This window comes from Thermofilaceae archaeon, from assembly GCA_038731975.1.
Taxonomy (GTDB): domain Archaea; phylum Thermoproteota; class Thermoprotei; order Thermofilales; family Thermofilaceae; genus JANXEW01.
The window spans coordinates 24,827-47,798 of record JAVYQJ010000006.1 but is presented as its reverse complement, the minus strand read 5'-3'; the positions used below and the strand labels follow the sequence as shown (position 1 = coordinate 47,798).

The window sequence follows — 22,972 nt, the reverse complement described above, 5'->3', positions numbered from 1 at the left end:
AACGCCTTCCGCTCGAAGCCCTTCGGTCGATCGCAGCGCTTATAGCTATGCGGGTTTTGCTAGGGTGGGGAAGATGAGGCTCCCGGGCTTGCTGGCTCTCGTCGCCCTGGCTGGCGCGGTGGCTCTCGCTTCGCCCTACGACGTTAGGGTCTACCTGTGGGTGAGGCTCACCGTGGCGAACAACTCCACGAGCCCGCACCCCCTGCCGCCCCTGCTCGTTGAGCTCCCTCTCAACGATACCCACCAGTTCTCCCGGCTGCTCAACTTCACCGTCAGGGTTGGGGGCAGCCCGCTGGAGTGCGGGAGCCGCATGATCGCCGGCGATTGCGGCAGCCGCTACCTCGAGGTCGCCTGCCCGGCACAGCTGCCGCCGAAGTCCACGGCCGAGCTGGAGGTCGTGGCGCTCGTGGAGGTGCGGAGGTTCAGGGCGCCCGAGCTGAGCTTCGAAGCCTCTGGGCGGCTCGCGGAGATTCCGAGGGACTTGGCCTGGCTGACCGCGCCCTCAGGCCCCTGGCGCTACGACCACCCTTCGATGCGGTACCTGGCTGAAGCAGCATCGGCCATTGCGGGGGGAGAGGAACGCGTGCTCACGATCGTCGCCAAGCTCGTGGATTGGATCTGGAGGAAGGTGGAGTACGATGTGGGGAAGGGGCCCCGCTACCCGAACGAGACGTTGCCCCCCGAAAGGCTGGAGGCCGGGAGGGGGAGGGGTGATTGCGACGACCAGGCGAACCTCCTGATCCTGATGCTCCGCTCGCTGGGGGTGCCAGCCTACCTGAAGACCGCCCTAGTGGCCGACTTCAACTACAGGGAGGCGCGGGTCATATGGTCTCCGGAGGGCCACTACTACTACGCGTTCTACGGGATCGATTACGGCCACGCGTGGGCTGAGGTCTACGTCCCCCCTTGGGGCTGGCTCCCCGTGGACCTGACGTTCCACGCCACGACCGGCGACCCCCTCGACGCGATCAGGACCTCGGCCCCGTCGGACGCCTGGGCCTGGCAGACGATCGTGACCGTCAGGATTGGGGACGTCTGCCGGGAGGACTACATCGCGGAGTTCCGGAGGTGGGCGGCTGAGATCGCGTCCACACCCCTCTTCTACTACGAGGAGTACGCGGTTGTGAGAGAGGGGGACAGCATCGCCAGGGTGAAGAGCTTCCTAAGGCCCCTGCCCCTCCCATGGGTTAGGAGGACGGAGGTTGAGGTGCGATACCCCAGCCGGGCCCTTGCGCTCGAAACTCTCAAGCTGAACGGCTCCCTCACCCCCGGCCTCGCGAACGCAACCATCCTGCTCCACGTGCGAAAGCCGAGCGGGAGGACGGTCTCGCTCGAAACTCGAACGGATCGAGAGGGCAAGTGGACGTTGGAGCTGCACCTCGATGAAGCGGGCGCCTGGTCCCTCAACGCCACCTTCCCCGGCCTTCCGGGCTACGCGCCGTCGAGCAGGGGATTCACCATCTACGTCGACAAGAGGCCCAGCGAGCTCGTACTTCAAGCCAGCCAGAGGGGCGGTGAGCTGGCCCTGGAGGGGCGGCTCAACCCACCCGTGGACACCAACCTAACCCTGATCGTCACCGCGCCCTCGGGCCTCGCGAAACCCTACACTGTCCGGTTGGTGAACGGCACGTTCGCCCTAACGGTACCCGCGGTTGAGCCGGGTAGGTACAGGGTTTCAGCCTTCTGGCCGGGGAACGAGGTTTTCGAGCACGCGGCGGCCACAGTCGAGGCCCTCGTCGAGGTGCCAACGCGGCTCGAGATCGAGGCTGTCTGGAGCGAGGGCCGCGCGCTCGTTCGGGGGGTGCTCAAGCCCGCGGTAGAGGGGGCGACGATCCTCGTCGAGGCGGTCTCGGAGGGTAGAAGGGTGGAGCGCAGGGTCACGGTGTCACCCGATGGGACCTTCACGGTTGAACTGGAGCTGGACGAGGGGGAGTGGACGGTGTCGGCCGTCTTCGAGGGGGCTCCTGGCTACGGGGCGAGCAGGGCTTCGACGCATCTCAGGGTTCCAGCCGTCTACAGCCCGGGCTTGCTGCTGGCTGCGGCCGCGGCGCTAGCCCTCGGCCTACTCGTTATCGCGCTGAGGAGGAGAAAGCTGCTATTGTAGCCGCCCGCCCGCGCGGCCTGACGCGGTTTAGCCAGGGTTCACGCGACCGTCTCTAGGATCGATTTCAGGTTCTTGAGGCAGAGCTCGACGCACTTGAGCGGCGGGTACTTGTAGCTCTCCTGCTCGACGATGAACCACTCGGTGCCGCCGACCTTGATGCAGGCCGACAGGAGGTCGGCCCACCTGACCTCTCCCTCGCCGAGGATGGCTTGGCGATCCCTGCGCGAGAACTCCTTCAAGTGTATCGTCTTCGTCCGCCCCGGGAACGACCTGATGAAGCCGAGCACCTGCTCCATCGTTACACCGCCGTGCATCGCGTTGCCGACGTCAAGCTGCAGGACGACCTCGGGGAGGGTGGCTTTTGCGAAGATCTCCCAGCCGGTTTCGCCGTTGAAGTGCTTGAACTCCTCAACGTGGTTGTGGTAGCCTGTGTACATGCCCTCCCGCTTCAGCCGCTCAGCGACCAGGTTGAAGAAGCGGGCTGTCCTCAGCCACGCTTCCCGGCTGTTCCGCATGTCATCGGGGATCCAGGGGACGATCAGGTACTTGACTCCGAGTTCCCTGTGGAAACTGATGGTTTCGTCGAGAGAAGCCTCGCGGAGCGCGTCGATGCCGATATGTGTGCCAGCGGGCTCGAGGCCGAACCTCTCCAGTAGCTCGCGAAGCTCGCTGGCCGTGCGGTTGTAGTAGCCCGCGAACTCGACGCCTTCGTAGCCCATCTTTGCGATGGCCTCCAGCGTCCCGGGGAGATCGCGGGCGCAGTCCTCGCGAACCGAGAACAGTTGAACGGCGATTTTAGGTCGGGTCACGGGGTTCGCTGGAGGTTAAGGTATTTAAGGGCTTCCGAACCGACGCAACGGTGCCGAGGCTCGAAGTCTTCGCCGCGACCTTCGCGGCCATGCTGATTGCGGAGCTGGGCGACAAGACCCAGCTGATCGGCTTCGCGCTGGCCGCGGGGGGTAAGCCTTTCACGGCGTTCTTGGCCGCTTCAACCGGCTTCATCGCGGCCAACCTCCTAACTGCACCGCTGGGCTTGCTACTCCGCGGCTGCTTCGATCCCTATCTGCTTAGAGCAGCTGTGGGGGCCCTCTTCGCCGCCGTGGGCCTCCTGACACTCCTCAAGAAGGAGGGGGAGAGGTTCCTCGGAAACTGCAGCTTCACGAAGGGCTTCTGCCTCATGTTCCTCGCCGAGCTGGGAGATAAAACGAACTTGACCGCCGTGGCGTTAACGGCTTCCACGGGCTCGCTCGCCGAAGTGGCCCTGGGAATCGCCGCGGCAGGCATCACCCTGATGGCGATGGCCACCGCGTTGGGCTCAGTGATCGCGAAGCGCCTGCCTCTAGCGCTCATCAAGAAGGTTGTTGGCCTACTGTTCGTAGCTATAGGAATCTTGATGTTAATTGCACCCTAAAAAGTAGAGAAAGAGGGGTGCCCTAGAGTTCCCACGTGACGATCGCGTGTGTGTACTCGTCGTTGTCCTTCAAACCCCTCTGGATCTCCGTGATGTGGGCGTGCTTAGCGCCCAAGCCCGCCAGGATCTCGTTGACGGCTTTCTCCGGATCCGAGCCTGTGCCGCAGACGTAGACGTCCAGCGCGGCGTACCCGTGCTCCGGCCAAGTGTGTATCGAGATGTGGGACATCGCGACGATCAGGGTGCCGCTGACGCCCGTCGGCGTGAACTTGAAGAAGTAGCTCCCCTTCACATCCATCCTTGCGTTCTTGGCCGCCCTCGTCAGGAGCTCTCTCAGCCTGTCAACGCTCCCAAGTATCTCTGGATCGCAGCCGGAGGCCTCCACTATGTAGTGGTACCCTACCGTTTCCACAGTAAGTGCGCAAGCGCAGCAGATAAAAGCTTAGCCCCCACCTTTCCCAGGTGCCTTCGAAGCTCGACGCGACCCTCTGCGCGAGGTGCAAAGGAGCGGCCAGGCTCTGCGGGAGGCCCGTGTGCCCCATCCTGAAGCGCTACATCGAGAGCGTGAAGGCATCCCCAATGCTCACGAAGAGAGAGCTCGACGGGGCTACCCCGCCCTCCGTCATCGTCGGCGAGTTTGGGTACCCGAGCGTCAGGCTGGGCCCGGTGGCTGTCCCCGAGGTCGGTGAGGGCGCCAAGCGCTACGAGGATTACAGGGCCTGGTGGGGTAGGCTGACCCTCGAGGACATCATCGCGCTGCGGGCCTCGACGGTCTACTCGAGCTTCACAGTCAGGGTTAAGATGGCGCGCGGCGGGAACAAGCTGCTCGAAGCGACGAGGGAGGCCGCCCTCTCCGTCAAGCCCGTCGACGCCGAGTACCGTTTCGTCAAGCCGCCGAGCCCTCGGCTGACGTTCGACGGCTTGATCACCCCGACCGGTCTTAGGGGTTGGCTGGAGGACATTAGAATCGTCGGCAACCCGGCTGTGCCCAGAAAGGTTGACCAGCTGGTCGAGGATTACGGTGTCAAGGCGAGGGAGGCGGTCGCGGAGCTCTACAGGGCCGGTTTCGACAACTACTACCTGACTAGGCTGCTGAGCCTCGGCTTGCTCGGTCAGCTGCCCGCCAGGAGGATCGTGCCGACCAGGTGGGCTATAACGGCCGTCGATAAGATGCTGGGCGACCTCCTCCTGCGCGAGGTGAAGCGGATGCCCGAGTACCCGAATCTGGTGCTGCACTACAGCGAGTACATCGGGAACCGCTACGCCATCGTTCTGGCGCCGGGGTCGTGGAGCTTCGAGATGATCGAGATCTGGCTGCCCCGTAGCGTTTGGGTGAAGGCGGGGGAGCCGTACATCGCCGTCAACTACGAGCTCCACGACGGGAGGGCGAGGGTCCCGGAGGTGGACGGCGGCTACCACGCGATAAGGCTTCCGGTGCTCGAGCACCTGCACAGGGTTGGGCGGCAAGCGACGGTCGTCGCGATCAGGGAAGTCACGCCGGCCTACTACGCGCCCGTCGGCTCGTGGCAGATCAGGGAGAGCGTGAGAGCCGCTCTCTCCTCGCCGCCCGTCAAGCTCGACAGCGTCGAGCACGCGCTCTCAGAGCTGGCCAGAAGGTTGGAAACGAGGGTAGACATCGTTGTCGGGAAGTCTAGACTACTGAAGAGGCTCCTTAAGCCTGATGCTCGCCTCCTCTAGCCCTACCCTGCGTTTCCCTCGCTCTGGGTATGTGGATTGCTACAATCCTCTCGTCGTCCTCGCTCATCTTGAAGAGCCCGAGGAAGGCTCCCCACACGAGGATGTTATGCTTAGCCTGCTCCAGCTGGGTTGGGTACACTTTCTCGAGGATTTCTTCGAATTCCTCCACTGGCATTTCGCTCTTCTCTCTCAACTTCTCTACGATCTCGTTGAAGGGCTCGAGCCGGAGAACCACCTCCTGGAGGAGCCTCTTGACGGTCTTCGGGTTGCCACTAGCAACCTGCCTCCCCCTATCGGTGAGTTCAAGGTTGCCCTCCCTCTGCGCGATCAAGCCCAGAGCTTCCGCGACGTCGATCGCGTGGGGGAGCATGCTCACGTCTTCGCTTATGGCATCACCCACGTACATGGAGTCGATCCCGCTGCCTAGACTGTGAAGCAGCTCCACGAGGCCCAACACGTGATCGGGGGTCACGTCAGGGGGGAGGACTTGCCTCCCCCGTCTACTGCTATCGCCCTGATCCACCCCCTCCACCACCTTGCCTCCTGAATATAGGTGACATTTTTAAAGGTTGCTGGAAAGCCGATGTGGCGCTGACTGTGCTCTACCTGCTGCTGTGCGCGGCGCTCAGCACGTTCAGGATGTTCTTAGCCTACTTGATCTCCCTGCTGATCTCCCTCACCGTGGGCGTATGGATGGCGCGCAGCAGGGGTGTCGAAAGGGTTCTCCTACCGGTCCTGGACGTGCTGCAGTCGATCCCCATCCTCGGCTTCTTCCCCGCGGCTCTAGCCTTCTTCGTGGCCACCCTACCCCCCGGGCTGGGGCAGGAGGCTGCAGCTGTGTTCCTCATCGTCACTAGCCAGGTCTGGAACATGATCTTCGGCGTCTACACGTCCGTTAAGAGCCTTGAGCCGGGCCTCTTCGAGATGGCGAAGGTCTACGGCTTGGGGAGGGCGGCAACGTTCTTCTACATCTGCGTTCCAGCCGCGAGGAACTCGCTGATCGCGAACAGCCTGGTTTCGTGGGCCGGCGGCTGGTTCTTCCTAACCTCCTCCGAGGTCATCTCGATGGGTGAGGAGGAGCACAGGCTGCTCGGGCTCGGGACGTTCATCATGGAGGCGTTCGCGCGAGGGGACGCCCTGAGCTTCCAGGCCGGCGTAGCCACGCTCATAGCCGTCATACTGGCCACCTACCTGCTCCTCTGGAACCCCGCCTGCGCGGGGATCCTAGGCTACCAGCTCCCCGGCGTACCGGCCGCGTACGCAGTTGTCCGCAGCGCCGTCTCGAAGCTCTGGACGGCTTTGAGCAGCGCGATCATGAGCCTGAGGGTAGGGGTGAGCCTGCCGCGTTACGCAGGCCTAGCGGTTGCAGCAGTGCTGCTCGCCCTACTCCTGCACGCGGTAGCGGGCGCTTCGGCCTCGAGCGCTCCGGCACATGGCGTTCCTTCGGACGTATTCGACGTTGTGCTCGGGATCCCGGTCTCGCTCGCCCGAGTGGCAGCCATCGTATCGCTCGGCGTAGCGATTTCGCTGCTGGCCGCGTACGCAGTCTACGCCAGCGCGTGGACTGGCCAGCTGGTCATTCTCGCCGGTGAAGTTCTCGCCTCCATACCCGCTGTGATCTGGTGGCCGCTCTTGGCTGGCATCGCTGTGGGGAGCCCTCTCGGCCCCCACATCGTCTCTGCGATCGTCTTCCTCCAGGGTTCGGCGTGGTACCTCTTCTTCAATCTGCTCATCTACGGGGTAAGCTCGATCAGGAGGGAGCTCGACGAGATGGCAAAGGTTTACCGAATCCGGGGCTGGTGGTTCATGAGGATGATATTCGCTCCAATGCTCATGCCCTCCCTCGCGGCAGGAGCCCTCAGCGCCTGGGGCGGCGCGTGGAACTCCGCGGTAGCGGCTGAGTACGTGGAGCTGGGCGACCGTGTCATCGACCTGGGTGGCGCTGGAGCAGCGCTCAACAGGGCTGCCTACGCCGGGGACTACGCCGGGGTGGCGCTCTCTGCACTCGTCCTCTCTCTCGTGATCGTAGCGGTGAACAAGACTTTTTGGAGGAGGGTTTTCGAGTGGGTTGAGAGCCGGTACGGCGGTGGTGTGGAGTGATCCCCGTGCTCTCAATCGAGGACGTCAGGAAATCGTTCAGGCAGGGTGGGAACGTAGTCCAAGTGCTCGATGGCATAAGCCTGGAGGTGGGGGAGGAGTTCATCGCGATCCTCGGCCCCTCGGGTTGCGGGAAGACAACCCTCCTGAGGATCATTGCCGGCGTCGAGAAGCCGGACGGCGGGAGGATCGTCATTCACGATAAAACGCCTAGGGTGGGCTTCATCTTCCAGTTCCCCACGCTCCTCCCCTGGCTCACGGTCCTCGACAACGTCGCTCTCCCGCTGAGGGCGAACGGGATGAGCTGGAGGGAGGCACGAGAGAGAGCGCACAAGTACCTCTCCCTAACCGGTTTGCAGGCCTTCGAGGACTTCTACCCGAGGGAGCTGAGCGGGGGGATGAAGCAGAGGGTGAACATTGCCCGCGCGCTAGCCGTAGAGCCGAAGATCCTGCTGATGGACGAGCCCTTCTCCAACCTCGACCCGCTCACCGCCGAGTCGCTGAGGACCGAGATCCTCGACCTTTGGACCCTAAAGGTCACAACCGTCCGGGCCATAATCATGGTGACCCACAGCGTCGACGAGGCCATCTTCATGGCCGACCGCGTCGTCATCCTCACACCGAGGCCAGCGAAGATCCGCGGGATCATCGAGGTCGACCTTCCCAGGCCGAGAGATAGGCGCTCCCCCGAGTTCCAGAAGCTGGAGGACAAGGTCTACGAGCTGATATCTGCATAGCCCGCTTTCCATTTTAACCACCCGCGCGCTGTATACGTATGGCGAAAAGGGTTAGGAAGAGGAGTGGGGCACTGGAGGACTTCAACCCTCAGAAAATTTACGAGGCGTGCGTTGCGGCCGGTGCACCGGTAGAGGTTGCACAGGAGATCGCCAGGGAGGTCGAGCAGAGGGCGTACGACGGCATGAGCACGGATGAGATACGCCGCTACGTCCTAATCAGGCTTAGGGAGCTAGCTCCGCACGCCTACGAGGCCTGGACCTTTTACGACCGTGTAGCGAAGGGCAGGATCACCTTCGAGGACGGGAAAGCCCTAGTGGTCGAGAAGGGGCACCTCTACCTGGGCCGAAGCGTCAAAGACATCGGTCCGAAGGGGTTGTCCCACAGCGAGGAGGTGGCCGGCATTTTGAGGGAGCTCGAGGAGGACCTGCAGTTCGGCGTTTCGAAGGCTACGATCAACGCGAGGCTCTACGCCCTATTCATGGGCGTCCTGAAGTCGAGGCAGATGCCGAAAGAGGAGAAGCTGAAGTCGGTCGAGTTGATCAACCAGTTCCGCGAGAAGCTCGGTTGGAAGCCGTACGAGCTTAAAAAGCCGATAGAATGAGCTCCATCAGCCTCCCAAGTGGGGCGCGTTACGCATTTTTACGGGAGGAGCCGCTGATTGCGCGTGAGAAGGGTACTCGTGTTTACGCATGCGGCGGGTTTTAGGCACAGCTACATCCCTACGGCGGTTGAGGTTCTAGTCAAGCTGGGGGAGCGGAGCGGAAGGTTCGAGGTTTTCGCGACGGAGGAGCCGGCCGACCTCGACCCTGAGCGGTTGAGGGAGTACGCGGGTATCGTCTTCCTCACGACGGGGGAGCTGCCGCTCAGCGATGAGCAGAAACGCGCGCTGATAGACTTCGTCAGGAGCGGGGGTGGCTTCGTGGGAGTCCACAACGCCGCTGACACCTTCTACGCGTTCAAGGAGTACGGCGAAATGCTTGGCGGCTACTTCCTCGCGCACCCGTGGACGCAGGTTATCAGGGCTAGGGTGGAGAACCCCAACCACCCGTCGACGAGGCACCTGCCCCAAACCTTCGAAACGCTCGAGGAGGTTTACACGTTCAAGGAGTGGAGTAGGAGCAGGACGAACGTGCTGATCAGCCTCGACAACAGCTCGGTGGACTTGAGCAAGGGGACGAGGCCCGACAACGACTACGCGCTGGCCTGGTGCCACGACTTCGGTCGGGGCAGGGTCTTCTACACCGCCTTCGGCCACTTCACTTGGACGTGGAGGCAGGAGTGGTTCCAGAAGCACCTGATGGGGGGTCTGCTCTGGGCCATGAGGCTGGAGTAGCCGCCCCTCAAGGATCAACCCCATTCACACTCTCCTCCTGACCGCACCGAGCCCGCCGTTGCGCTGAGAGCAACCGTTTTGTAGGACCCTATCCTCAGCAGAGCGATGGAGCCTCTGGTTGTGCCCGAACCGGTGAAGCTGGAGTACAGGGGTAGATGGTTCGAGTTCGATGGATTCTCGAACATGGACGGTTTCCTGATGGAGGAGTTTGGTATACCGCGTGGATCGTGGGAGATCAAAGTCGTTGAGAGACCGGGCTGCGGGATCAACGTGAGGGAGGGGTACGTCGAGGCTTGGGGGGATCCAGCCATCTGGCGGGCCACCCTGATACAGCTCGTTCTGCAGGGGGGTTGCTGCCGCATCCCAGACGTCGAAGTGCACGAGCAGCTCCGCTTCAGCTTCAGGGGCTTCCACCTGGACGTCGCCCGCGGCGGCGTTGCCACCGTGGGGGAGCTGAAGAAGCTGCTGAGGTGGCTCTTCCTCCTCAAGTACAACTACCTCGCGATCTACGTTGAGGACCTCTTCCCGTGGGACAAGTACCCCGACATCGGTTTCAAGAGGGGCAGGTACACCAACGAGGAGTGGAGGGAGATCGTCGAGTACGGGAAGAGGCTGGGGATCGAGGTCTTCCCATCCCTCGAGCTTTGCGGTCACATGGAGTGGATCCTAACCCTGCCGAAGTACTGGAAGTTCAGCGAGTGGCATCGCCCCGAGGAGGGCTGCCTGAACGTCAGCGACCCTGAGGCGAGGAGGTTCGCAGAGGAGTTGCTCGAGGAGGCGGCCAGCAAGACCGATTCGAAGTACATCCACATCGGGGGCGACGAGACGTGGGCGCTGGGCAGGGGGAGGAGCCTCGACAAGCTCCTCAAGTTCGAGGGGCCGCGCCTCTACGCGGAGCACCACTCCAGGCTCATCGAGATCGCCAAGGGGAAGGGCAAGACCCCGATCATCTGGGGGGACATGATCGCCGGAATGTACCTGCGGGAGACGGAGAGGGAGCTCTGGAAGGCGATCCTGGAGAACCCGGCGTGGAGGGAGTGCTTGATAGCCAACTGGGACTACACCCCCGGCACCGTCGAGTACTTCAGGGAGAAGATCAGGCTCTTCAAGGAGAGGGGTTACGAGCAGATCGCCTGCCCCGGCTTGTGGAACTGGAACAAGTACTACCCCGACTTCGAGACGGCCCTCACCAACGTGAAAAACTTCCTTCAGGCCGCCCGAGAGGAGGGGGTCAAGGGGTTCATGGTCACGGCGTGGGGGGACGACGGGGAGGAGTGCCTCTACTCCTTCCTCTACCCGCTCATCCTGGCGGCGATGGAGTACGCCGAAGGCTCCGGCAACTGGGAGGAGAAGTGGCTGGCCTTGACCGGTGAACCTTGCGAAATCCTCGAGGTGAGGAAGAGCTTCGGTAAGGGTGCGGTAGCGAACTTCATCAAGCGGGTGCTCTTCTCACCCACTGAGGAGGTGCACAACCTGCCGGTGTACGAGGAGTGGAGGAAGGCGCTCGAGATGGCCGGGAGGGTCAGCCTGCCCCGCGACTTGGAGTTCATCAAGCGCTGCCTAGAGGTCGGGTTGCGGAAGGTGGAGGGTAGAGCAACGGTGGCGGACTTCCTGGGCTTAGCGAGCCTCTACGCCGACCTGTGGCTGAGCGAGCGCAAACCCGCAAACCTCGCCAGAGTCTACACGCGCTTCTACAGTGCTGCAGCAGTACTGGAGCTGGAGAAGAAGGTTGGGGCAGAGCGCCTCCAAAGCCCCTAAACAGTTTCCATCATCCATTGAAGAGAGTTAAAAAACATCAAAGTGTAGAATCGATAGCTAAGTTTTTATTTTCAGCCCGAGCACTTGAAAGCGTGGTCAAGTCGCGCGCGTTTCCTGTCTTCGCAGTAATTATCCTCATTCTGTCCGCGACCTTAGAGTCTTCCGCCTACCCCGCGATCGAGCTGAAGTACGATGACGGGGAGCCAGATACTTATTATGACTTCACGAGAGGGGTTGTCTACGCGGTCGAATTTACACCGCCTAGCCTTCCCTGGGTTCTGACGGCTATAAGAGTATACCTTGATGCATGGGGAAATGGGGTCTTACGTATTGAGGTCTGGGATCCTAACCTAAGAACATATTTCGTTTATAGAGCGGAACTTTTTCTCCAACAAAATATATGGCTTACGGTAGATATACCAGACTTAATGATTAATTTCACACCGTTTTTCATAGTTATCCAACTTGAAAAGGAAGGTGCAATACACCCATACATGCGCGTCGACACAGATGCTCCGGCGGGAAGATCTTACCTAGCTGGCATCGTGGGCGGCAATATTCTGTATGAGAAGCTTAGGGGTAACTTGATGATCAGAGCGGTTGGTACTTCGCTGGACGCCTACGCGGGTGAGCCGCTAACTCCCGTGGTGCTGGGCAACATGAGGGAGGAGCTCTCCAGCATTTCAACAAAAGTTTCCAGCCTGGAGCGGGGCCTCTCTAACGTTACCGTAAGAATCGACAGGCTGGAAAGAGATCTTTCCAGCGGAGTCTCCAACATAGAGAGAAGAGTCTCTAACATAGAGAGAGATGTTTCTGCCTTGAAAAACGAATTTTCTAGCTTGATCTCTAGGATGAGGCTGGAGTACTTCCCGGTGGCTCTAGCCTTACTTGCCTTGCTCACGCTGATCTCGCTAACCGTTGCGGTGAGGGCCTCGAGGAGGGCTTCGAGGCTGGAGGATCAGTTGAGGCTGCTGGAGGGGAGGTTGAGGTCTGCAGAGCTCGCACCCCGCCGGGTTGAAGCGCAGGTGGAGGAGGTGGGGCGCGCGAGAGTCGAGGCGCCGAAGCTGGGCGCTGGAGCTGGGGTGCCCGGGATCTCCGGCTGGGTGGTTGTGATCGATGGTTCGAACGTGGCTTACGCTGCTCGCGACAGCTTGGGGAGGCCGCGGGCGAGGAACATCCTCTTGGCGGTTAACTGGGCTCGAGAGAAAGGTTACACCCCTCTCGTGGTGGTTGATGCCTCGCTGAAGCACCACATCGATGATCCGTTCACGCTGGACAGCCTGCGCGCGCGGGGCGTTCTCTACGAGGCTCCAGCCAGGACTTCTGCGGACGCCTTCATCATCAGCATCGCGGAGAAGCAGGGGGCTCTTATCCTCAGCAACGACACGTTCAAGGAGTACCTCGGCGAAAAGCCTTGGATCGAGAAGCGCCGCCTCGCCTTCATGATCGTGGGAGACGAGATCTTCGTCGTACCCCCGAGTGAGAGGGAGCAGAAAGGTGGAGAGGAGAAGCGGTAGCCGGACCAACGCGTCCCCGTTTAACATCCCTTGAAGCTGCATCCGCGTCGCAGGAGTAACGGTAACCATTTTATCGAGTTCTGGCAACCGCTCCTGTGAACGGTGAAAAGCTAGTCTGGGTTCCGAGTGCTGGCTTCAATCTGGCTGGTGTCCTGCACCTTCCGAGCGGCGTTGAGAAGCCGAAGCCGGTCTTGCTTTTGCACGGTTTTACGGGTAATAAGAGCGAGGCTGGACGTTTGTACACGGATCTGGCGCGTGTGCTCTGCAGCGCAGGCTACGCGGTGCTACGCTTCGACTACCGCTGCCACGGCGACTCCCCCCTACCCTTCGAAGAGTTCAGAATCTCGATGGCGGTCGAAGATGCGGAGAACGCGGTCAAGTACGTGAAGAGCCTCGAGGGGGTGGACGCGTCGCGCTTCGCTCTCGTCGGCTTGAGTATGGGGGGCTTCATAGCAGCCCGAATCTCCTTGGATAGGGACGACGTGGCGGCGCTAGTCCTCCTCTCCACAAGCCCCTTCGCGCCCTTCGAGAGGCGCCGCTTGGAGAGGAGGCAGGAGGGCGAGTTCGTGTACTTTGGTGCTCTGAGGATGCGGCCGGAGGGCTTCGAGGGGATGCTCATGACGCCCGACCAGGCTGAGCGGGTGCGCGCACCCACTCTACAAATCCACGCGGTGGACGACGAGGCAGTACCCCTAGACCGCGCGAAACAGTCTTTCGAGGCGCTGAAAGTTAAGAAGAAGTTTGTGGAGGTGAAGGGCGGGCACGTCTTCAACGACTACCATGTGCGCAGGCAGGTGGAGAAAGAGATCCTAGCGTGGATTAAGGAACACCTCTAGCCTAGCAGTTTACTCGAGGCGGCCTTATTTTTACTAGTTTAGCGTGCTGGATTGAAAGAGCTCGCAAAGGTAGCCGTGCAGCCTGTACCAGTCCAGCGTCTCCCTCAGACCGCTGCGCGGGCTGTCCACTCGGTTCCCTTAACGTTGACGAGCTCGTAGAGCTCCTTCCTCCAGAAAGAGGGTGTAGTAAACCACCAAATTCACTACGCAGTCCTCCACCCATCGTGGTGGTGAGGGTTAGTAGATCCGTGACGTCGCCAACGACGATCTCCGTGCCACTCGAGTTGAAGGGGGCGTGCGGATCTACGAACACGTAGCGTTAGCCCTCTGCTTCGAGCTTCTACCGCGCGCGGTAGGCCTGCCCGAGTAGCTCCTCCAGGCTTACCACCTCGACTGCACGGCCTACCTTCCTTCTAAGCTCCCTATCTTCGGTGACGAGCACTAGCCCGTGCTTCCTGGCTAGTACCACGTATGAGGCATCGTACACCGTCACACCGAACTCTAGCGCCGTTTCGACAGCCTCCTTCTCGCAGCCGCGCGGGTCTAGGATGCTCAGAGTACCAAGGAACTCGGCTAGAGCGTCGACAAACTCAACAGCCCTCTTCCTGTCGAGCTTACCCAGCAGGTGCGCCTCCTTCCAGACAGCGTTCAAAACCTCGTAGACCGTAAGCCACTGGATACAGCCCTCGCTCAGGAGGTCAAGGCGCTTGAGCTTCAGAGCATGGACGAGCGAGGAAGCGTCGAAGAGGTACTTGCACTTCGGCAAGCCTACCTCCTCTCGCGATCCTCGCGGACCAGCCTAACCAGCTCCTCCACCTCGATCCTGTCCAGGACGTCGCGGAAAGCCTCCAGCTTCTCGAGTAGCTTCTGCTGCCGCCTCTTCCTCACCTCCTCCTCGAGAGCCTTCCTCAGCACCATAGATACGTTGATGCCCAGCCTCTCCGCCTCCTCCTTAAGCTCCCTTCTAACCTTCGTGGACACCGTGACATAACTACCCATATGTCACCCTCAAATTCCCACCATAAAGTAGCTAATAAGTGTTGCTAATGCTGGGTTAGGGAAGAGTGGGAAATGGGGCGCCTGTAGGGAACCGGGCTTAGGTTCTGCTGCAGGCTCTCACTTGAGAAGTACTAAGCGCTCTCGAGGGGTTCTCCCACGCGTTCCACGCGCTCGACTGCCCTTGCACCCTGCGCTCGGTACTGCAACGTTATTTACACCAACGGTTCGATGGGGAGAAGCACGCCTACAGCTCATTGCGCGCTTTGCTCTCGTTGGCTTAAGCGTGGGGGGCTACACCTTCAACGACTACCATGTGCGCAGGCAGGTGGAGAAAGAGATCCTAGCGTGGATTAAGGAACACCTCTAGCCTAGCTTATATGGAACATGTTGGCGCGTTTTGCGTGCGAGCTCTTTCAATCCAGGTAGCCGTGCAGCCTGTACCAGTCCAGCGTCTCCCTCAGACCGCTACGTAGGTCGTACCTCGGCTTGAACCCCAGCTCTCTCTTAGCCTTCTCGACGCTGTAAGCCCTATCGCTCGTGACGGCGTCGACGAGGGCTCTGCGGTGCATGATGTTCCCTTCGCCCGTCAAAGTGTCGTAGAGCTCCAGCGGAAGCAGTAGAAGCTTGGCGAGCACCGGCGGTAGCCTAAAGCTGGGGGGACCCTTACCGCACAGCTCGTGCAGAATCTGGTAAACCTGGTTGTAAGTGTACCACCTGTCCTCGCCTATGATGTAAACCTGGTTCACAGCCACCTCTTTTTCCATGGCGAGGATGAACCCCTGAACCACATCCTTGACGTGGGTGAACTGTACGAGGTTCTGCCCTGAGCCCACCGCTATCCTGCTCGCTAAGCCCCCCCTCGCGTAGCTCGTCAGGAACCAGTAGGCGACGTCGTCTACGTTCCTCGGACCGTAGATGCCCGTCGGTCTTATGATCGTGTACTCCAACCCTGCCGCGGAGAGGCTTTTGACGACTTTCTCAGCCCTAGCCTTCGACCTCCCGTACTCGAACTGGGGGTTGAGCTCGCTGTTCTCGTCGCCTGGCGGGTTCTTGACGGGCCCTATCGCCTCCGTGCTGCTGCAGTATATGAAGCGCCGCACACCGCTCTCGAGGGCTGCGCGGGCTGTCCACTCCGTGCCCTTAACGTTGACGAGCTCGTAGAGCTCCTTCCTCCCGAAAAAGGTGTAGTAGGCCGCTAAGTGCACTACACAGTCCACCCCTCTCATCGCTGGAGGGAGGGTTGAGGGGTCTGTGATGTCGCCTGTTACGACCTCAACCTCGAGCTGCCTGAGGAGCCTCGTGTCACTCGTTTTCCGGACGAAGGCTCTCACCTTGTAACCGAGCTTGACGAGCTCCTCGACCAAGTGGCCGCCGAGGAAGCCCGAAGCCCCCGTGACGAGGACCCTCAACTCCTCCTCACCCTCACGTACGCCGTGTAGGAGAAGACGGAGGGTAGGTAGAAGCCGTCGTACGGCTCGGCGGGGGTTCGAAGGTAGCTCTCTCCCAGCGGCACGACGCGGTAGACGCCCAGCAGGGGTAGAGCACTGATAATCTGCGTGAGGGCGCCTTCGCTTACCGCCACGGCGAGAGTCTGAACCTTATCCACGCCCGCGTAAGCGGGGTTCGCGGGGAGGCTCTTCACAAGGCTGATGGCGTCGCTGAGAGTCTCGACGGCGATCAGCTCGAGGAACCGCCTCCTGGCGTGAAGCGGGATAAGGGCATCGCGGGGCACCCTGTCCATTAAGGTTCTCCTATCGGATAGCACGAGAGTCCACGGGTTAGCGGGATCGCTGCTCGCGTAAACCCGGGCGCCAGCCAGCTCCAGGCTCTTTCGCATCACGAACAGAGGGTAGGGGATGCTCTCGAAGCTGAGAGGGTATTCCCTGCCCACCCTGTCGAGAGCGTCGCACAGAACGCTCGCGAACTCCATTAGCTCCGAGAAGGAGCCCAAGAACGCGGCTTGCGTGGGGCTGCTGCAGAGCTGCTAGTCGTACAGCACCATTTCGAGTGCGAGCCTCTCCGCTACCTCGGGCGTCGCGTTGGAGGAGTCGATGATGGCGAAACCCGTCATGGGTCCATTCACGTGGAAGCGCGGCCTATGGGGGTTCGCTGAAACGGCGCGCGCCAACCGGGTTCTCGCCGGCTCTCCACCCCAGAAGTTCACAACGCCCAGCGGCGCTTTCTCGAGGAGGTATGCGAGATTCTTGCTCTCGTGTGTGAAGTAGCTGACGAGCAGCGCGCGCCTGAAGGGGTTGTCCGCGGGCAGCTGATCGAGCTCGCGGAAAACCTCTCCCACCGCCTCGAAGTTGGCGAGGGATGGTCGAAGGATTGTGAAGTTACCGATAACGAGCGAAATCGTCGCTGGAATCAGCGGTGGTATGATGGAGTTGCCGGAGCCTACTATTAAGACCGGGCCCGCTGGCAGGTTCCTGACGTACTCCCCGGGCGCGACTTCTACCGGTTGTTCCAGGCTTCTCGCCCCTCCGATGACCGTCGAGTCGAGAAGCCTGCGTAAATTACTCGCGTTGAGCACTTCGCCCACGAGCTGCATCTCGAGCTTTATCAGCGATGGGCTGTACCCCGTGGCTTTCGCGAGATTCTCCTTTAACCGCTGGAGTCCGCCCTCTTCCAGCTTCTCCCTCCAAGAGTCTCCGAGGAGTTGGATGACCTTCAACCTCTCGTCGAGGGGGAGGCTGGAAAGCTCCCATTGCAACCCTACCGCGGCACGCAGGGTGGAGGACGGCCAATCGGCTTTGGGCTCGAGAACGCTTGCGCCTGCGGCGCTTACGAGCTCGAGATCCCCTCCCTCAATCCCAGGATACAGTGGTTTGATGCTCCTGCTCATGGCGTAGGAGCCCCCTTGTACATTAGCTCCTCCAACGTACCTCCGCAAGCCCTCTGGAGGTCCCATCCTTCCTCCGCCGTGAGTCTCCTTACGTAGATGAACTCCCTGCCGTAGTACCTCTCCGAGGGGACCTGCCTCACAACGTCGCCCGGGATGAAGACCTCCAGCCACGATAGGGCCAGCGGATCGAAGATCACCAGGAGGCCATCCCTGTTGAACTCGTCCATGAGCTTGTAGGTCTTCGGATCGAGAAGGAGGGCCTCCTGCAACGGGTGTGGAATCTTGTGCATCACTCCGAACTTATCGAGGAGCGCGGTCAACGTTTCAGTCATGCCGAGCACGTCCATGAAGGGGACCGGAACCTCCTCGTTCGTTGACGCGTCCCTAGCCCTAAAGATCTTCCTAGCCTCTTTAACGATCACATCGTACTCTGGAATCTGGAAGCCCTTCGATCCTCCGCCCGTGACCACGACGCCTCCCCTGCCCAGGTCGATCGGTGGTGCACCGGCGAGCAGCTTGAAGAGCAGCTTCTTGAAGAGGCTTAAGCCGGCGAACTGCTGGGTGATAAGGTAGACGCCCGCTGGAGCCGAGAAGAAGAGCTTGGGCTCGTCTTTGCTCTTGATGAACTGAAGTATCCTCTCCCTGTTCGGGACGAGCCTCTTCCACATCAGGCTCCCATTGGAGTCCGGGACTAGATCCATGCCGTAGAGAAGCCTTATCCCCTTGTATTGGAGGGCCAAGTCAACGAAAGCCACGAAGTTCAAGTGATTCTTCAACTCCTCAGCGGCCAGGAAGAGCGCTAAGCCTTTGTTCGGCTCGAGAACGCTGCCGTAAACGTACTCGAAGAGGTTCGCGTTGGCCACCGTCATCATGACTAGCTCTAGCGGGCTCCTGTACACCTTGACCGGATCCTTCCCGCTCGTGCCGCTCGAGCGAAACACGAAGCCTCCTTCATCCCTGTTGGGTAACAGGAATCTAGAGAAACCGTCCCCTCTCAGCATGTCGGATGGAACAGCCAGCTTCGCGAGATCCTCAACCTCAGCAGCCCTCGGGTCGATGCCCTGCGCGTTCAGCAGCCGCTCGTAGAACTCGCTGTTCCGAGCGAAAAACTCCAGCGAGCTCCTCAGCAGATCCCTCCTAAGCTTCGCTAGGTAATCGGGGGATTTTTCAAAAAGGCTTCTATCGCGGGCCAGCTCCACCAGCCTCTTCACGTGCGGATCGTTGAGGAACCTGCTCTGTCGGCTACGCTCCTCTAAAGTCCTGTAGGCGGGAAGCGTTTCCATAGCCTGGCTCCACTCTTATGCCAGATAAGGATTATATTTAGACTTTTGACGAAATACTCGATCGATGCATGCGGGAAGCCGATCAGGTTACGTTTTAAGGCGCCCGGCATTTTGCAGCTTCAATCATCAGGAGAGCCTGCCTCCGAAGTTCCAGCTCATAGGGATCAATCATCTGCGGGAAGACGGAAGCTATCCGCGCGTGGAATCGCTACGGCTCTCGGGAGAGAGCGATACTCATTTTTACCTAGATGGGGAGGGATGCCGGCGTGGGGAGCGAGGAACTCGTGTGGGTTCCGAGCGCTGGTTTGAAGTTGGCCGGTGTACTCCACCTTCCATCAACCACCGTCAAGCCGAAGCCGGTCTTGCTCTTGCACGGTTTCACGGGTAATAAGAGCGAGGCTGGACGTTTGTACACGGATCTGGCGCGTGTGCTCTGCAGCGCAGGCTACGCGGTGCTACGCTTCGACTACCGCTGCCACGGCGATTCACCGCTACCCTTCGAGGAGTTTAGAATCTCGATGGCGGTCGAGGATGCGGAGAACGCGGTCAAGTACGTGAAGAGCCTCGAGAAGGTTGACAGTTCATCATTCGCAGTAATCGGCCTCAGCATGGGAGGCGGCGTGGCAGTCAAGCTGTCGGCAGGCAGGGACGATGTTGCAGCCCTCGTACTCCTCTCCCCCGCCTTGGATTGGCCCGAGCTCACCGGTAGGGTGCCCTTCAAGGTGGAGGAAGGCTACGTGTACATGGGGCCCTTCAGGATGAGGGCGGAGAACGCGATGGAGAACGCCAGGTTCACCGTGATGGATATAGCGGAGCAGGTGAAAGCGCCTACGCTCATCGTCCACGCGACCGACGACGAGGTGGTCCCCATCAGCCAAGCTAAGCGCTTCTACGAGAAGCTCAGAGTGGAGAAGAAATTCCTAGAGGTGAAGAGCGGGCACGTCTTCAACGACTACCACGTGCGCAGGCAAGTGGAGAGCGAAATCCTCTCCTGGGTAAAGAGCCACCTCTAGAGCGCGATCAACAGGAGTGCTGTAGCCGCACCGAACAGGATCAGCCACGTTAAGAAGTTCGCTCTAAGCACTTTTCTCCCGTCAAGGGGGCCGAAGGGTAGCAGGTTCAGCACGGCTACGATCGCGCTGAAGTAAGCCAGCCTCCGCGCGATGGGGGTCAGGGGTGCCACCACCAGCGCGAGCGTAGCCACAGCGATGTTCGTGAGCGGGCCGGCCGCCGATATCAGCTCTTCTTCCCTGGCGGAGAGCCCCGGACTGGCTATTAACACGTAGCCCGGCACGATGATCCCAATGGGCATGAAGGGGATCGCTGAGATGAGGGTGAGGAGGAGGCCCCAGGGCCAAATCACGTAGCGGGCAGGGTTTCCGAAGTACTCGGCGGCCAGCTTGTGTGCGAGCTCGTGGGGGAGGTAGGCGAGTAGGGCTATCAGCAGACCGTAGAGGAGGCCCGTGAGGCTGTAGCTGGGCATAGCTGCGATGGTGACCGCGGCGACCCCAATGGCGATGTCTCTTAGCTCCCCGCTGTAGAAGAAGGGGCGGGCTCGGACGCGGGGCGCGGCCTCTACCGGAGCGCTCAGTATCGGCCGGCCACGTTCGATAGCATCGGGGCTCTGAGCCTTGTACAGGCCGGGGCAGTCGTGCTCCTCCGGCAGGTGGTGGTGGACGCAGAACACACCGCCGCAGTACTTGCACTTAAAGGGTAGGCCCTCGATCTCCGCGCCGCAGTAGTCGCACTTAGCCACGAGCAGGTGTCCCACCACCGGTTATTAACTGCAGCGTAGCTCGTCGAGGAGCTTCCCGATCGCGTCCTCAACCCCGCTGTAGGTTATCAGCTTGAAGTTCGGGCTGCGGATCCCACGAATGAGCGCAGAAGTTTCCGCGAGGCGCGACTCTAGGCAGAGGGCGATGACCCTCTTACCCTTCAGGAGCGCGTATGCTATCTCGAAGCCGACGCCGAGGCTGGGGTAGCTGACCTCCGCCACCAAAGCGTCGGCCTCCTCGAGCAGCTTCACGTCCCTCTCGTACACCTCCTCCGGCGTCAAGCCCCTGTCGACGTCGAGCACCTCGTCGATTACGTGAGGCGTCAAAACCTCGCATCCGATTTCCCTCAGCGCGGCGTAGATTGCGCGGACAGTCTCGAGGGCCACCCTCACCCCCTTCATAGGTGCCGCAAGGTAGATTCGCACAAGCCCTTCGAGCCTCGTAAGCTTAAAGTCTGGCGCTAGCCATGGGCGCAGGAGCTGAGATGCGAACAGCTGAGTTGACGTGGTCGGACGTGCTCGGCCTCTCCCTAACGCTGGCTGAGGAGGTTCGGCGCGAAAGGATTGACGCTATAGTCGCCGTAATGAGGGGCGGGATCTACCCGGCCTTAATCATCGCAGCTAGGCTGAACATCGACCGCGTGTACGAGGTCGAGTTCAGGAGGTACAGCGACGAGAAGCCGCCACGAGAAATCCACGGGGAACCCCTTCTGCTGCGCGACAGCGTCCCACAGCTTAACGGTGAGCGAGTCCTGGTAGTCGACGACGTAGCCAGGACGGGACTGACGCTGAAAGCCGCCCGGGAGCTGCTCATCTCTAAGGGGGCTGGCGAGGTGAAGACGGCCGTGCTCGTGGTGAGGTCGCGCGAAATGGTTGAGGTGCCCGACTACTACGCTATCTTCATGACCTCCTGCCCCGTGTTCCCGTGGGAGAGGTATGAGAGCAAGGAGGGTTGAGGAGCTGGCCGCGCGCATCCTGAGCATCGCATCTAGGGACGTGTTCGGAGGCGTAGGTCGTGTGCTCATACCGGAGCTTGAGGTGGAGGGCTACAGCTACGACGAAGTGATCGAGGCCCTGAACATGCTGAGAGACGAGGGGTACGAGGTCTCCGTCGTAGGCGACGTGATCAAAGTGAAGCTCCGCGCTCGATAACCCTGCGGCCCTTTTCGGTCAACTCGAAGACGCGCACGCCCCTCGTGACGTTGACCGCGCAAACCCCCTTAAGGGGGCAGGCGGTGCAATCCGAGGGCTTCACCTCCCTCAGGTAGCTGTGCGCGAGCAGCGCGCCTATCAATGCTTCAGCTTCGCCAACACCAACACCCAGCTTTTCCGCCAGCTGCGGTAGGGTGATGGGGCCGTTAGCTGCCAGCTTGAGAACCTCTCTGAGGAGCCTGGCATCCACGCGGGGAGCAGGAGAGCTCACCATTTAATCCTTTTATATGAACATGAGTAATATCTTGGGCGGAATGAGCAGGGGTAATTAATGCTTAAAGTTTTTAAACGGGGTGCGCGAAGCGCGCGGACGTGCGCGTAGTGAAGGTGGGGGGTTCAGTGCTTAGAGCTGCGAGCGATTACGCGAGGCACGCGAAGCTGGCGCTCGAGCTCGGTGCCCGCGTAATCGTGGTTTCAGCCATGAGGGGCGTGACGGATGCTCTGCTGCACGCCGCCGAAACCCGAGACGAGAGGATGCTCCACGAGACGTTAGACTCGATCGTCAGCGTGGCTGAGGAGGTGGGGGCGAAGGGGTTCGAGAAGTGGGTGGACCGCTGCACGAGAGCCTTCAAGGCCTACTCGAACCACCCCTCGCGCCAGCTCCTCGACGAGATCCTCGCGACGGGGGAGCGGGTTTCAGCCTACACGATGGCAGCCGCCCTTGAGGGCTTAGCCTCTCGGGTGATCGCTCTCGACGGCGGTGAAGCCGGGATCGTGACCGACGATCGATTTGGCGAGGCGAGGCCTCTAGTGGAGGACTGCTTCGCCGGCATTAGGCGGGCTCTCGAGCCGCTGCTGCCCAAGTACGACGCGGTCGTCGTTGCCGGGTTCGTGGGATCCACTAGGGATGGGCGGACGACGACGATGGGTAGGGGCGCCTCAGACCTCACCGCCTCGCTTGTGGCGGCGGCTCTCAACGCCGGTGAGCTGTACCTCGTGACGGACACCCCCTGCTTGATGAGCGCAGACCCCGACCTCGTGCCTACAGCGCATCCCCTGAAGCAGGTTGGGTTGAGCGAGGCCGATGCGATGGCGGAGCTGGGCGTAAAGCGTTTCCACCCTCTCACGTTCAAGATCCTCAGGGGGTCGGCCTGCCGAGTCGTAGTCGGCTCCTCGCCCCCCGCGGGCACCGAGATCGAAGACACCCTTCCTCCCCCCGACCTTAAGGTGGTTTCACTGCGCGAAGGGAAGCTCGTGTTCGTCGGCCGCGGCGCGAAACGGCTTGCTCCAGCAGTGGCTCGGGACCTGGGGCTAAGGCTGCTTGAAGTGGGGGGGCTGTACTTCACCCTGACTCCGGGCGACCCCCTGCTGCTTCTCGAAGCCCATAAGGAACTGCTGAAGTACTGGTGCGAGTAGGAGAAGCCGGG

At 61.0% G+C, this 22,972-nt stretch carries 24 protein-coding genes and 1 pseudogene; 14 read left to right on the top strand and 11 right to left on the bottom strand.

Going from position 1 to position 22,972, the window contains the following annotated elements:
- Window positions 1–73 precede the first annotated feature (73 nt).
- Window positions 74–2,104 (top strand): transglutaminase-like domain-containing protein, encoded by a 2,031-nt coding sequence (locus tag QXF46_04520; protein MEM0226117.1) that lies wholly within the window; start codon window positions 74–76, stop codon window positions 2,102–2,104.
- 38 nt (window positions 2,105–2,142) lie between these two features.
- Here QXF46_04520 and QXF46_04515 read toward each other — a convergent pair whose 3' ends face one another.
- Window positions 2,143–2,913 carry a sugar phosphate isomerase/epimerase gene (locus tag QXF46_04515; protein MEM0226116.1) on the bottom strand — a complete coding sequence of 257 codons (771 nt, stop codon included), beginning with the start codon at window positions 2,911–2,913 and terminating at the stop codon, window positions 2,143–2,145.
- Between the two features lie 50 nt (window positions 2,914–2,963).
- Here QXF46_04515 and QXF46_04510 point away from each other — a divergent pair, with 50 nt between their 5' ends.
- Entirely contained in the window at window positions 2,964–3,515 is a 552-nt protein-coding gene (locus QXF46_04510; GenBank protein ID MEM0226115.1) for a TMEM165/GDT1 family protein, read from the top strand.
- Between the two features lie 22 nt (window positions 3,516–3,537).
- Here the strand turns inward: QXF46_04510 and speD are convergent, their stop codons facing one another.
- A complete protein-coding gene (gene speD, locus QXF46_04505) occupies window positions 3,538–3,927 on the bottom strand; it encodes an adenosylmethionine decarboxylase (GenBank protein ID MEM0226114.1) in 390 nt (129 codons plus the stop codon).
- Between the two features lie 50 nt (window positions 3,928–3,977).
- Here speD and QXF46_04500 point away from each other — a divergent pair, with 50 nt between their 5' ends.
- Window positions 3,978–5,213 carry an Nre family DNA repair protein gene (locus QXF46_04500; GenBank protein MEM0226113.1) on the top strand — a complete coding sequence of 412 codons (1,236 nt, stop codon included), beginning with the start codon at window positions 3,978–3,980 and terminating at the stop codon, window positions 5,211–5,213.
- On the opposite strand, the gene QXF46_04495 is transcribed toward QXF46_04500, so the two are convergent.
- Window positions 5,188–5,745 carry an AAA-associated domain-containing protein gene (locus QXF46_04495; GenBank protein ID MEM0226112.1) on the bottom strand — a complete coding sequence of 186 codons (558 nt, stop codon included), beginning with the start codon at window positions 5,743–5,745 and terminating at the stop codon, window positions 5,188–5,190. The two genes, QXF46_04500 and QXF46_04495, sit on opposite strands and share 26 nt — an antisense overlap.
- Window positions 5,746–5,798: 53 nt before the next feature.
- On the opposite strand from QXF46_04495, the gene QXF46_04490 reads away from it, so the two are divergent.
- The 7 genes from QXF46_04490 to QXF46_04460 all read left to right on the top strand — a co-directional run bounded on the left by QXF46_04490 (window position 5,799) and on the right by QXF46_04460 (window position 13,492).
- Window positions 5,799–7,313, top strand: a complete 1,515-nt coding sequence (locus QXF46_04490; protein ID MEM0226111.1) for an ABC transporter permease subunit — start codon at window positions 5,799–5,801, stop codon at window positions 7,311–7,313.
- Complete coding sequence (locus tag QXF46_04485) at window positions 7,310–8,047, top strand: ABC transporter ATP-binding protein (protein ID MEM0226110.1); 738 nt, start codon at window positions 7,310–7,312, stop codon at window positions 8,045–8,047. Before QXF46_04490 ends, QXF46_04485 begins: the two co-directional genes overlap by 4 nt.
- 38 nt (window positions 8,048–8,085) lie before the next feature.
- The gene (locus tag QXF46_04480; protein MEM0226109.1) at window positions 8,086–8,649 is read left to right on the top strand and encodes an ATP cone domain-containing protein; all 564 of its coding nucleotides are present in this window, start codon (window positions 8,086–8,088) and stop codon (window positions 8,647–8,649) included.
- Window positions 8,650–8,712: 63 nt separating this feature from the next.
- A complete protein-coding gene (locus tag QXF46_04475; GenBank protein ID MEM0226108.1) occupies window positions 8,713–9,381 on the top strand; it encodes a ThuA domain-containing protein in 669 nt (222 codons plus the stop codon).
- A 105-nt stretch (window positions 9,382–9,486) separates the two neighbouring features.
- On the top strand, window positions 9,487–11,139 hold the full coding sequence (locus tag QXF46_04470) for a beta-N-acetylhexosaminidase (GenBank protein ID MEM0226107.1): 1,653 nt from the start codon (window positions 9,487–9,489) through the stop codon (window positions 11,137–11,139).
- 494 nt (window positions 11,140–11,633) lie between these two features.
- Window positions 11,634–12,656 (top strand): hypothetical protein, encoded by a 1,023-nt coding sequence (locus QXF46_04465; GenBank protein ID MEM0226106.1) that lies wholly within the window; start codon window positions 11,634–11,636, stop codon window positions 12,654–12,656.
- Between the two features lie 95 nt (window positions 12,657–12,751).
- Window positions 12,752–13,492: an alpha/beta fold hydrolase gene (locus tag QXF46_04460; GenBank protein ID MEM0226105.1), complete on the top strand. Its 741-nt coding sequence runs from the start codon at window positions 12,752–12,754 to the stop codon at window positions 13,490–13,492.
- Window positions 13,493–13,832: 340 nt separating this feature from the next.
- Here the strand turns inward: QXF46_04460 and QXF46_04455 are convergent, their stop codons facing one another.
- The 5 genes and pseudogenes from QXF46_04455 to QXF46_04435 all read right to left on the bottom strand — a co-directional run bounded on the left by QXF46_04455 (window position 13,833) and on the right by QXF46_04435 (window position 18,619).
- Window positions 13,833–14,258 carry a type II toxin-antitoxin system VapC family toxin gene (locus QXF46_04455; GenBank protein MEM0226104.1) on the bottom strand — a complete coding sequence of 142 codons (426 nt, stop codon included), beginning with the start codon at window positions 14,256–14,258 and terminating at the stop codon, window positions 13,833–13,835.
- A gap of 2 nt (window positions 14,259–14,260) precedes the next feature.
- Entirely contained in the window at window positions 14,261–14,491 is a 231-nt protein-coding gene (locus QXF46_04450; protein MEM0226103.1) for a type II toxin-antitoxin system CcdA family antitoxin, read from the bottom strand.
- A 413-nt stretch (window positions 14,492–14,904) separates the two neighbouring features.
- Window positions 14,905–15,900, bottom strand: a complete 996-nt coding sequence (locus QXF46_04445; protein ID MEM0226102.1) for an NAD-dependent epimerase/dehydratase family protein — start codon at window positions 15,898–15,900, stop codon at window positions 14,905–14,907.
- Window positions 15,897–17,336: pseudogene (locus QXF46_04440) on the bottom strand (acyl-CoA reductase). Before QXF46_04440 ends, QXF46_04445 begins: the two are co-directional and overlap by 4 nt.
- Window positions 17,333–18,619, bottom strand: coding sequence for a hypothetical protein (locus tag QXF46_04435; GenBank protein ID MEM0226101.1), 1,287 nt, complete (start codon window positions 18,617–18,619; stop codon window positions 17,333–17,335). Before QXF46_04435 ends, QXF46_04440 begins: the two are co-directional and overlap by 4 nt.
- A 266-nt stretch (window positions 18,620–18,885) precedes the next feature.
- Here QXF46_04435 and QXF46_04430 point away from each other — a divergent pair, with 266 nt between their 5' ends.
- Complete coding sequence (locus QXF46_04430) at window positions 18,886–19,632, top strand: alpha/beta fold hydrolase (GenBank protein ID MEM0226100.1); 747 nt, start codon at window positions 18,886–18,888, stop codon at window positions 19,630–19,632.
- Here QXF46_04430 and QXF46_04425 read toward each other — a convergent pair.
- On the bottom strand, window positions 19,629–20,375 hold the full coding sequence (locus QXF46_04425; protein ID MEM0226099.1) for an AN1-type zinc finger domain-containing protein: 747 nt from the start codon (window positions 20,373–20,375) through the stop codon (window positions 19,629–19,631). The two genes, QXF46_04430 and QXF46_04425, sit on opposite strands and share 4 nt — an antisense overlap.
- Before the next feature lie 24 nt (window positions 20,376–20,399).
- A complete protein-coding gene (locus QXF46_04420) occupies window positions 20,400–20,819 on the bottom strand; it encodes a nucleoside 2-deoxyribosyltransferase (GenBank protein ID MEM0226098.1) in 420 nt (139 codons plus the stop codon).
- 59 nt (window positions 20,820–20,878) lie between these two features.
- Here QXF46_04420 and QXF46_04415 point away from each other — a divergent pair, with 59 nt between their 5' ends.
- Complete coding sequence (locus QXF46_04415; GenBank protein ID MEM0226097.1) at window positions 20,879–21,349, top strand: phosphoribosyltransferase family protein; 471 nt, start codon at window positions 20,879–20,881, stop codon at window positions 21,347–21,349.
- Window positions 21,330–21,545: a hypothetical protein gene (locus QXF46_04410; GenBank protein ID MEM0226096.1), complete on the top strand. Its 216-nt coding sequence runs from the start codon at window positions 21,330–21,332 to the stop codon at window positions 21,543–21,545. The genes QXF46_04415 and QXF46_04410 overlap by 20 nt, the downstream gene beginning before the upstream one ends.
- On the opposite strand, the gene QXF46_04405 is transcribed toward QXF46_04410, so the two are convergent.
- Window positions 21,520–21,795 (bottom strand): hypothetical protein, encoded by a 276-nt coding sequence (locus tag QXF46_04405; protein MEM0226095.1) that lies wholly within the window; start codon window positions 21,793–21,795, stop codon window positions 21,520–21,522. The genes QXF46_04410 and QXF46_04405 overlap by 26 nt on opposite strands.
- Before the next feature lie 122 nt (window positions 21,796–21,917).
- On the opposite strand from QXF46_04405, the gene QXF46_04400 reads away from it, so the two are divergent.
- A complete protein-coding gene (locus QXF46_04400; GenBank protein ID MEM0226094.1) occupies window positions 21,918–22,961 on the top strand; it encodes a hypothetical protein in 1,044 nt (347 codons plus the stop codon).
- Window positions 22,962–22,972 lie beyond the last annotated feature (11 nt).

What these genes read in the sequence shown, in the direction of transcription:
- QXF46_04410 (MEM0226096.1), top strand. Translation starts at nt 21,330, where the DNA reads ATGAGAGCAAGGAGGGTTGAGGAGCTGGCCGCGCGCATCCTGAGCATC.
- QXF46_04520 (MEM0226117.1), top strand. Translation starts at nt 74, where the DNA reads ATGAGGCTCCCGGGCTTGCTGGCTCTCGTCGCCCTGGCTGGCGCGGTG.
- QXF46_04465 (MEM0226106.1), top strand. Translation starts at nt 11,634, where the DNA reads ATGCGCGTCGACACAGATGCTCCGGCGGGAAGATCTTACCTAGCTGGC.
- QXF46_04480 (MEM0226109.1), top strand. Translation starts at nt 8,086, where the DNA reads ATGGCGAAAAGGGTTAGGAAGAGGAGTGGGGCACTGGAGGACTTCAAC.
- QXF46_04470 (MEM0226107.1), top strand. Translation starts at nt 9,487, where the DNA reads ATGGAGCCTCTGGTTGTGCCCGAACCGGTGAAGCTGGAGTACAGGGGT.
- QXF46_04450 (MEM0226103.1), bottom strand. Translation starts at nt 14,491, where the DNA reads ATGGGTAGTTATGTCACGGTGTCCACGAAGGTTAGAAGGGAGCTTAAG.
- QXF46_04435 (MEM0226101.1), bottom strand. Translation starts at nt 18,619, where the DNA reads ATGGAAACGCTTCCCGCCTACAGGACTTTAGAGGAGCGTAGCCGACAG.
- QXF46_04415 (MEM0226097.1), top strand. Translation starts at nt 20,879, where the DNA reads ATGCGAACAGCTGAGTTGACGTGGTCGGACGTGCTCGGCCTCTCCCTA.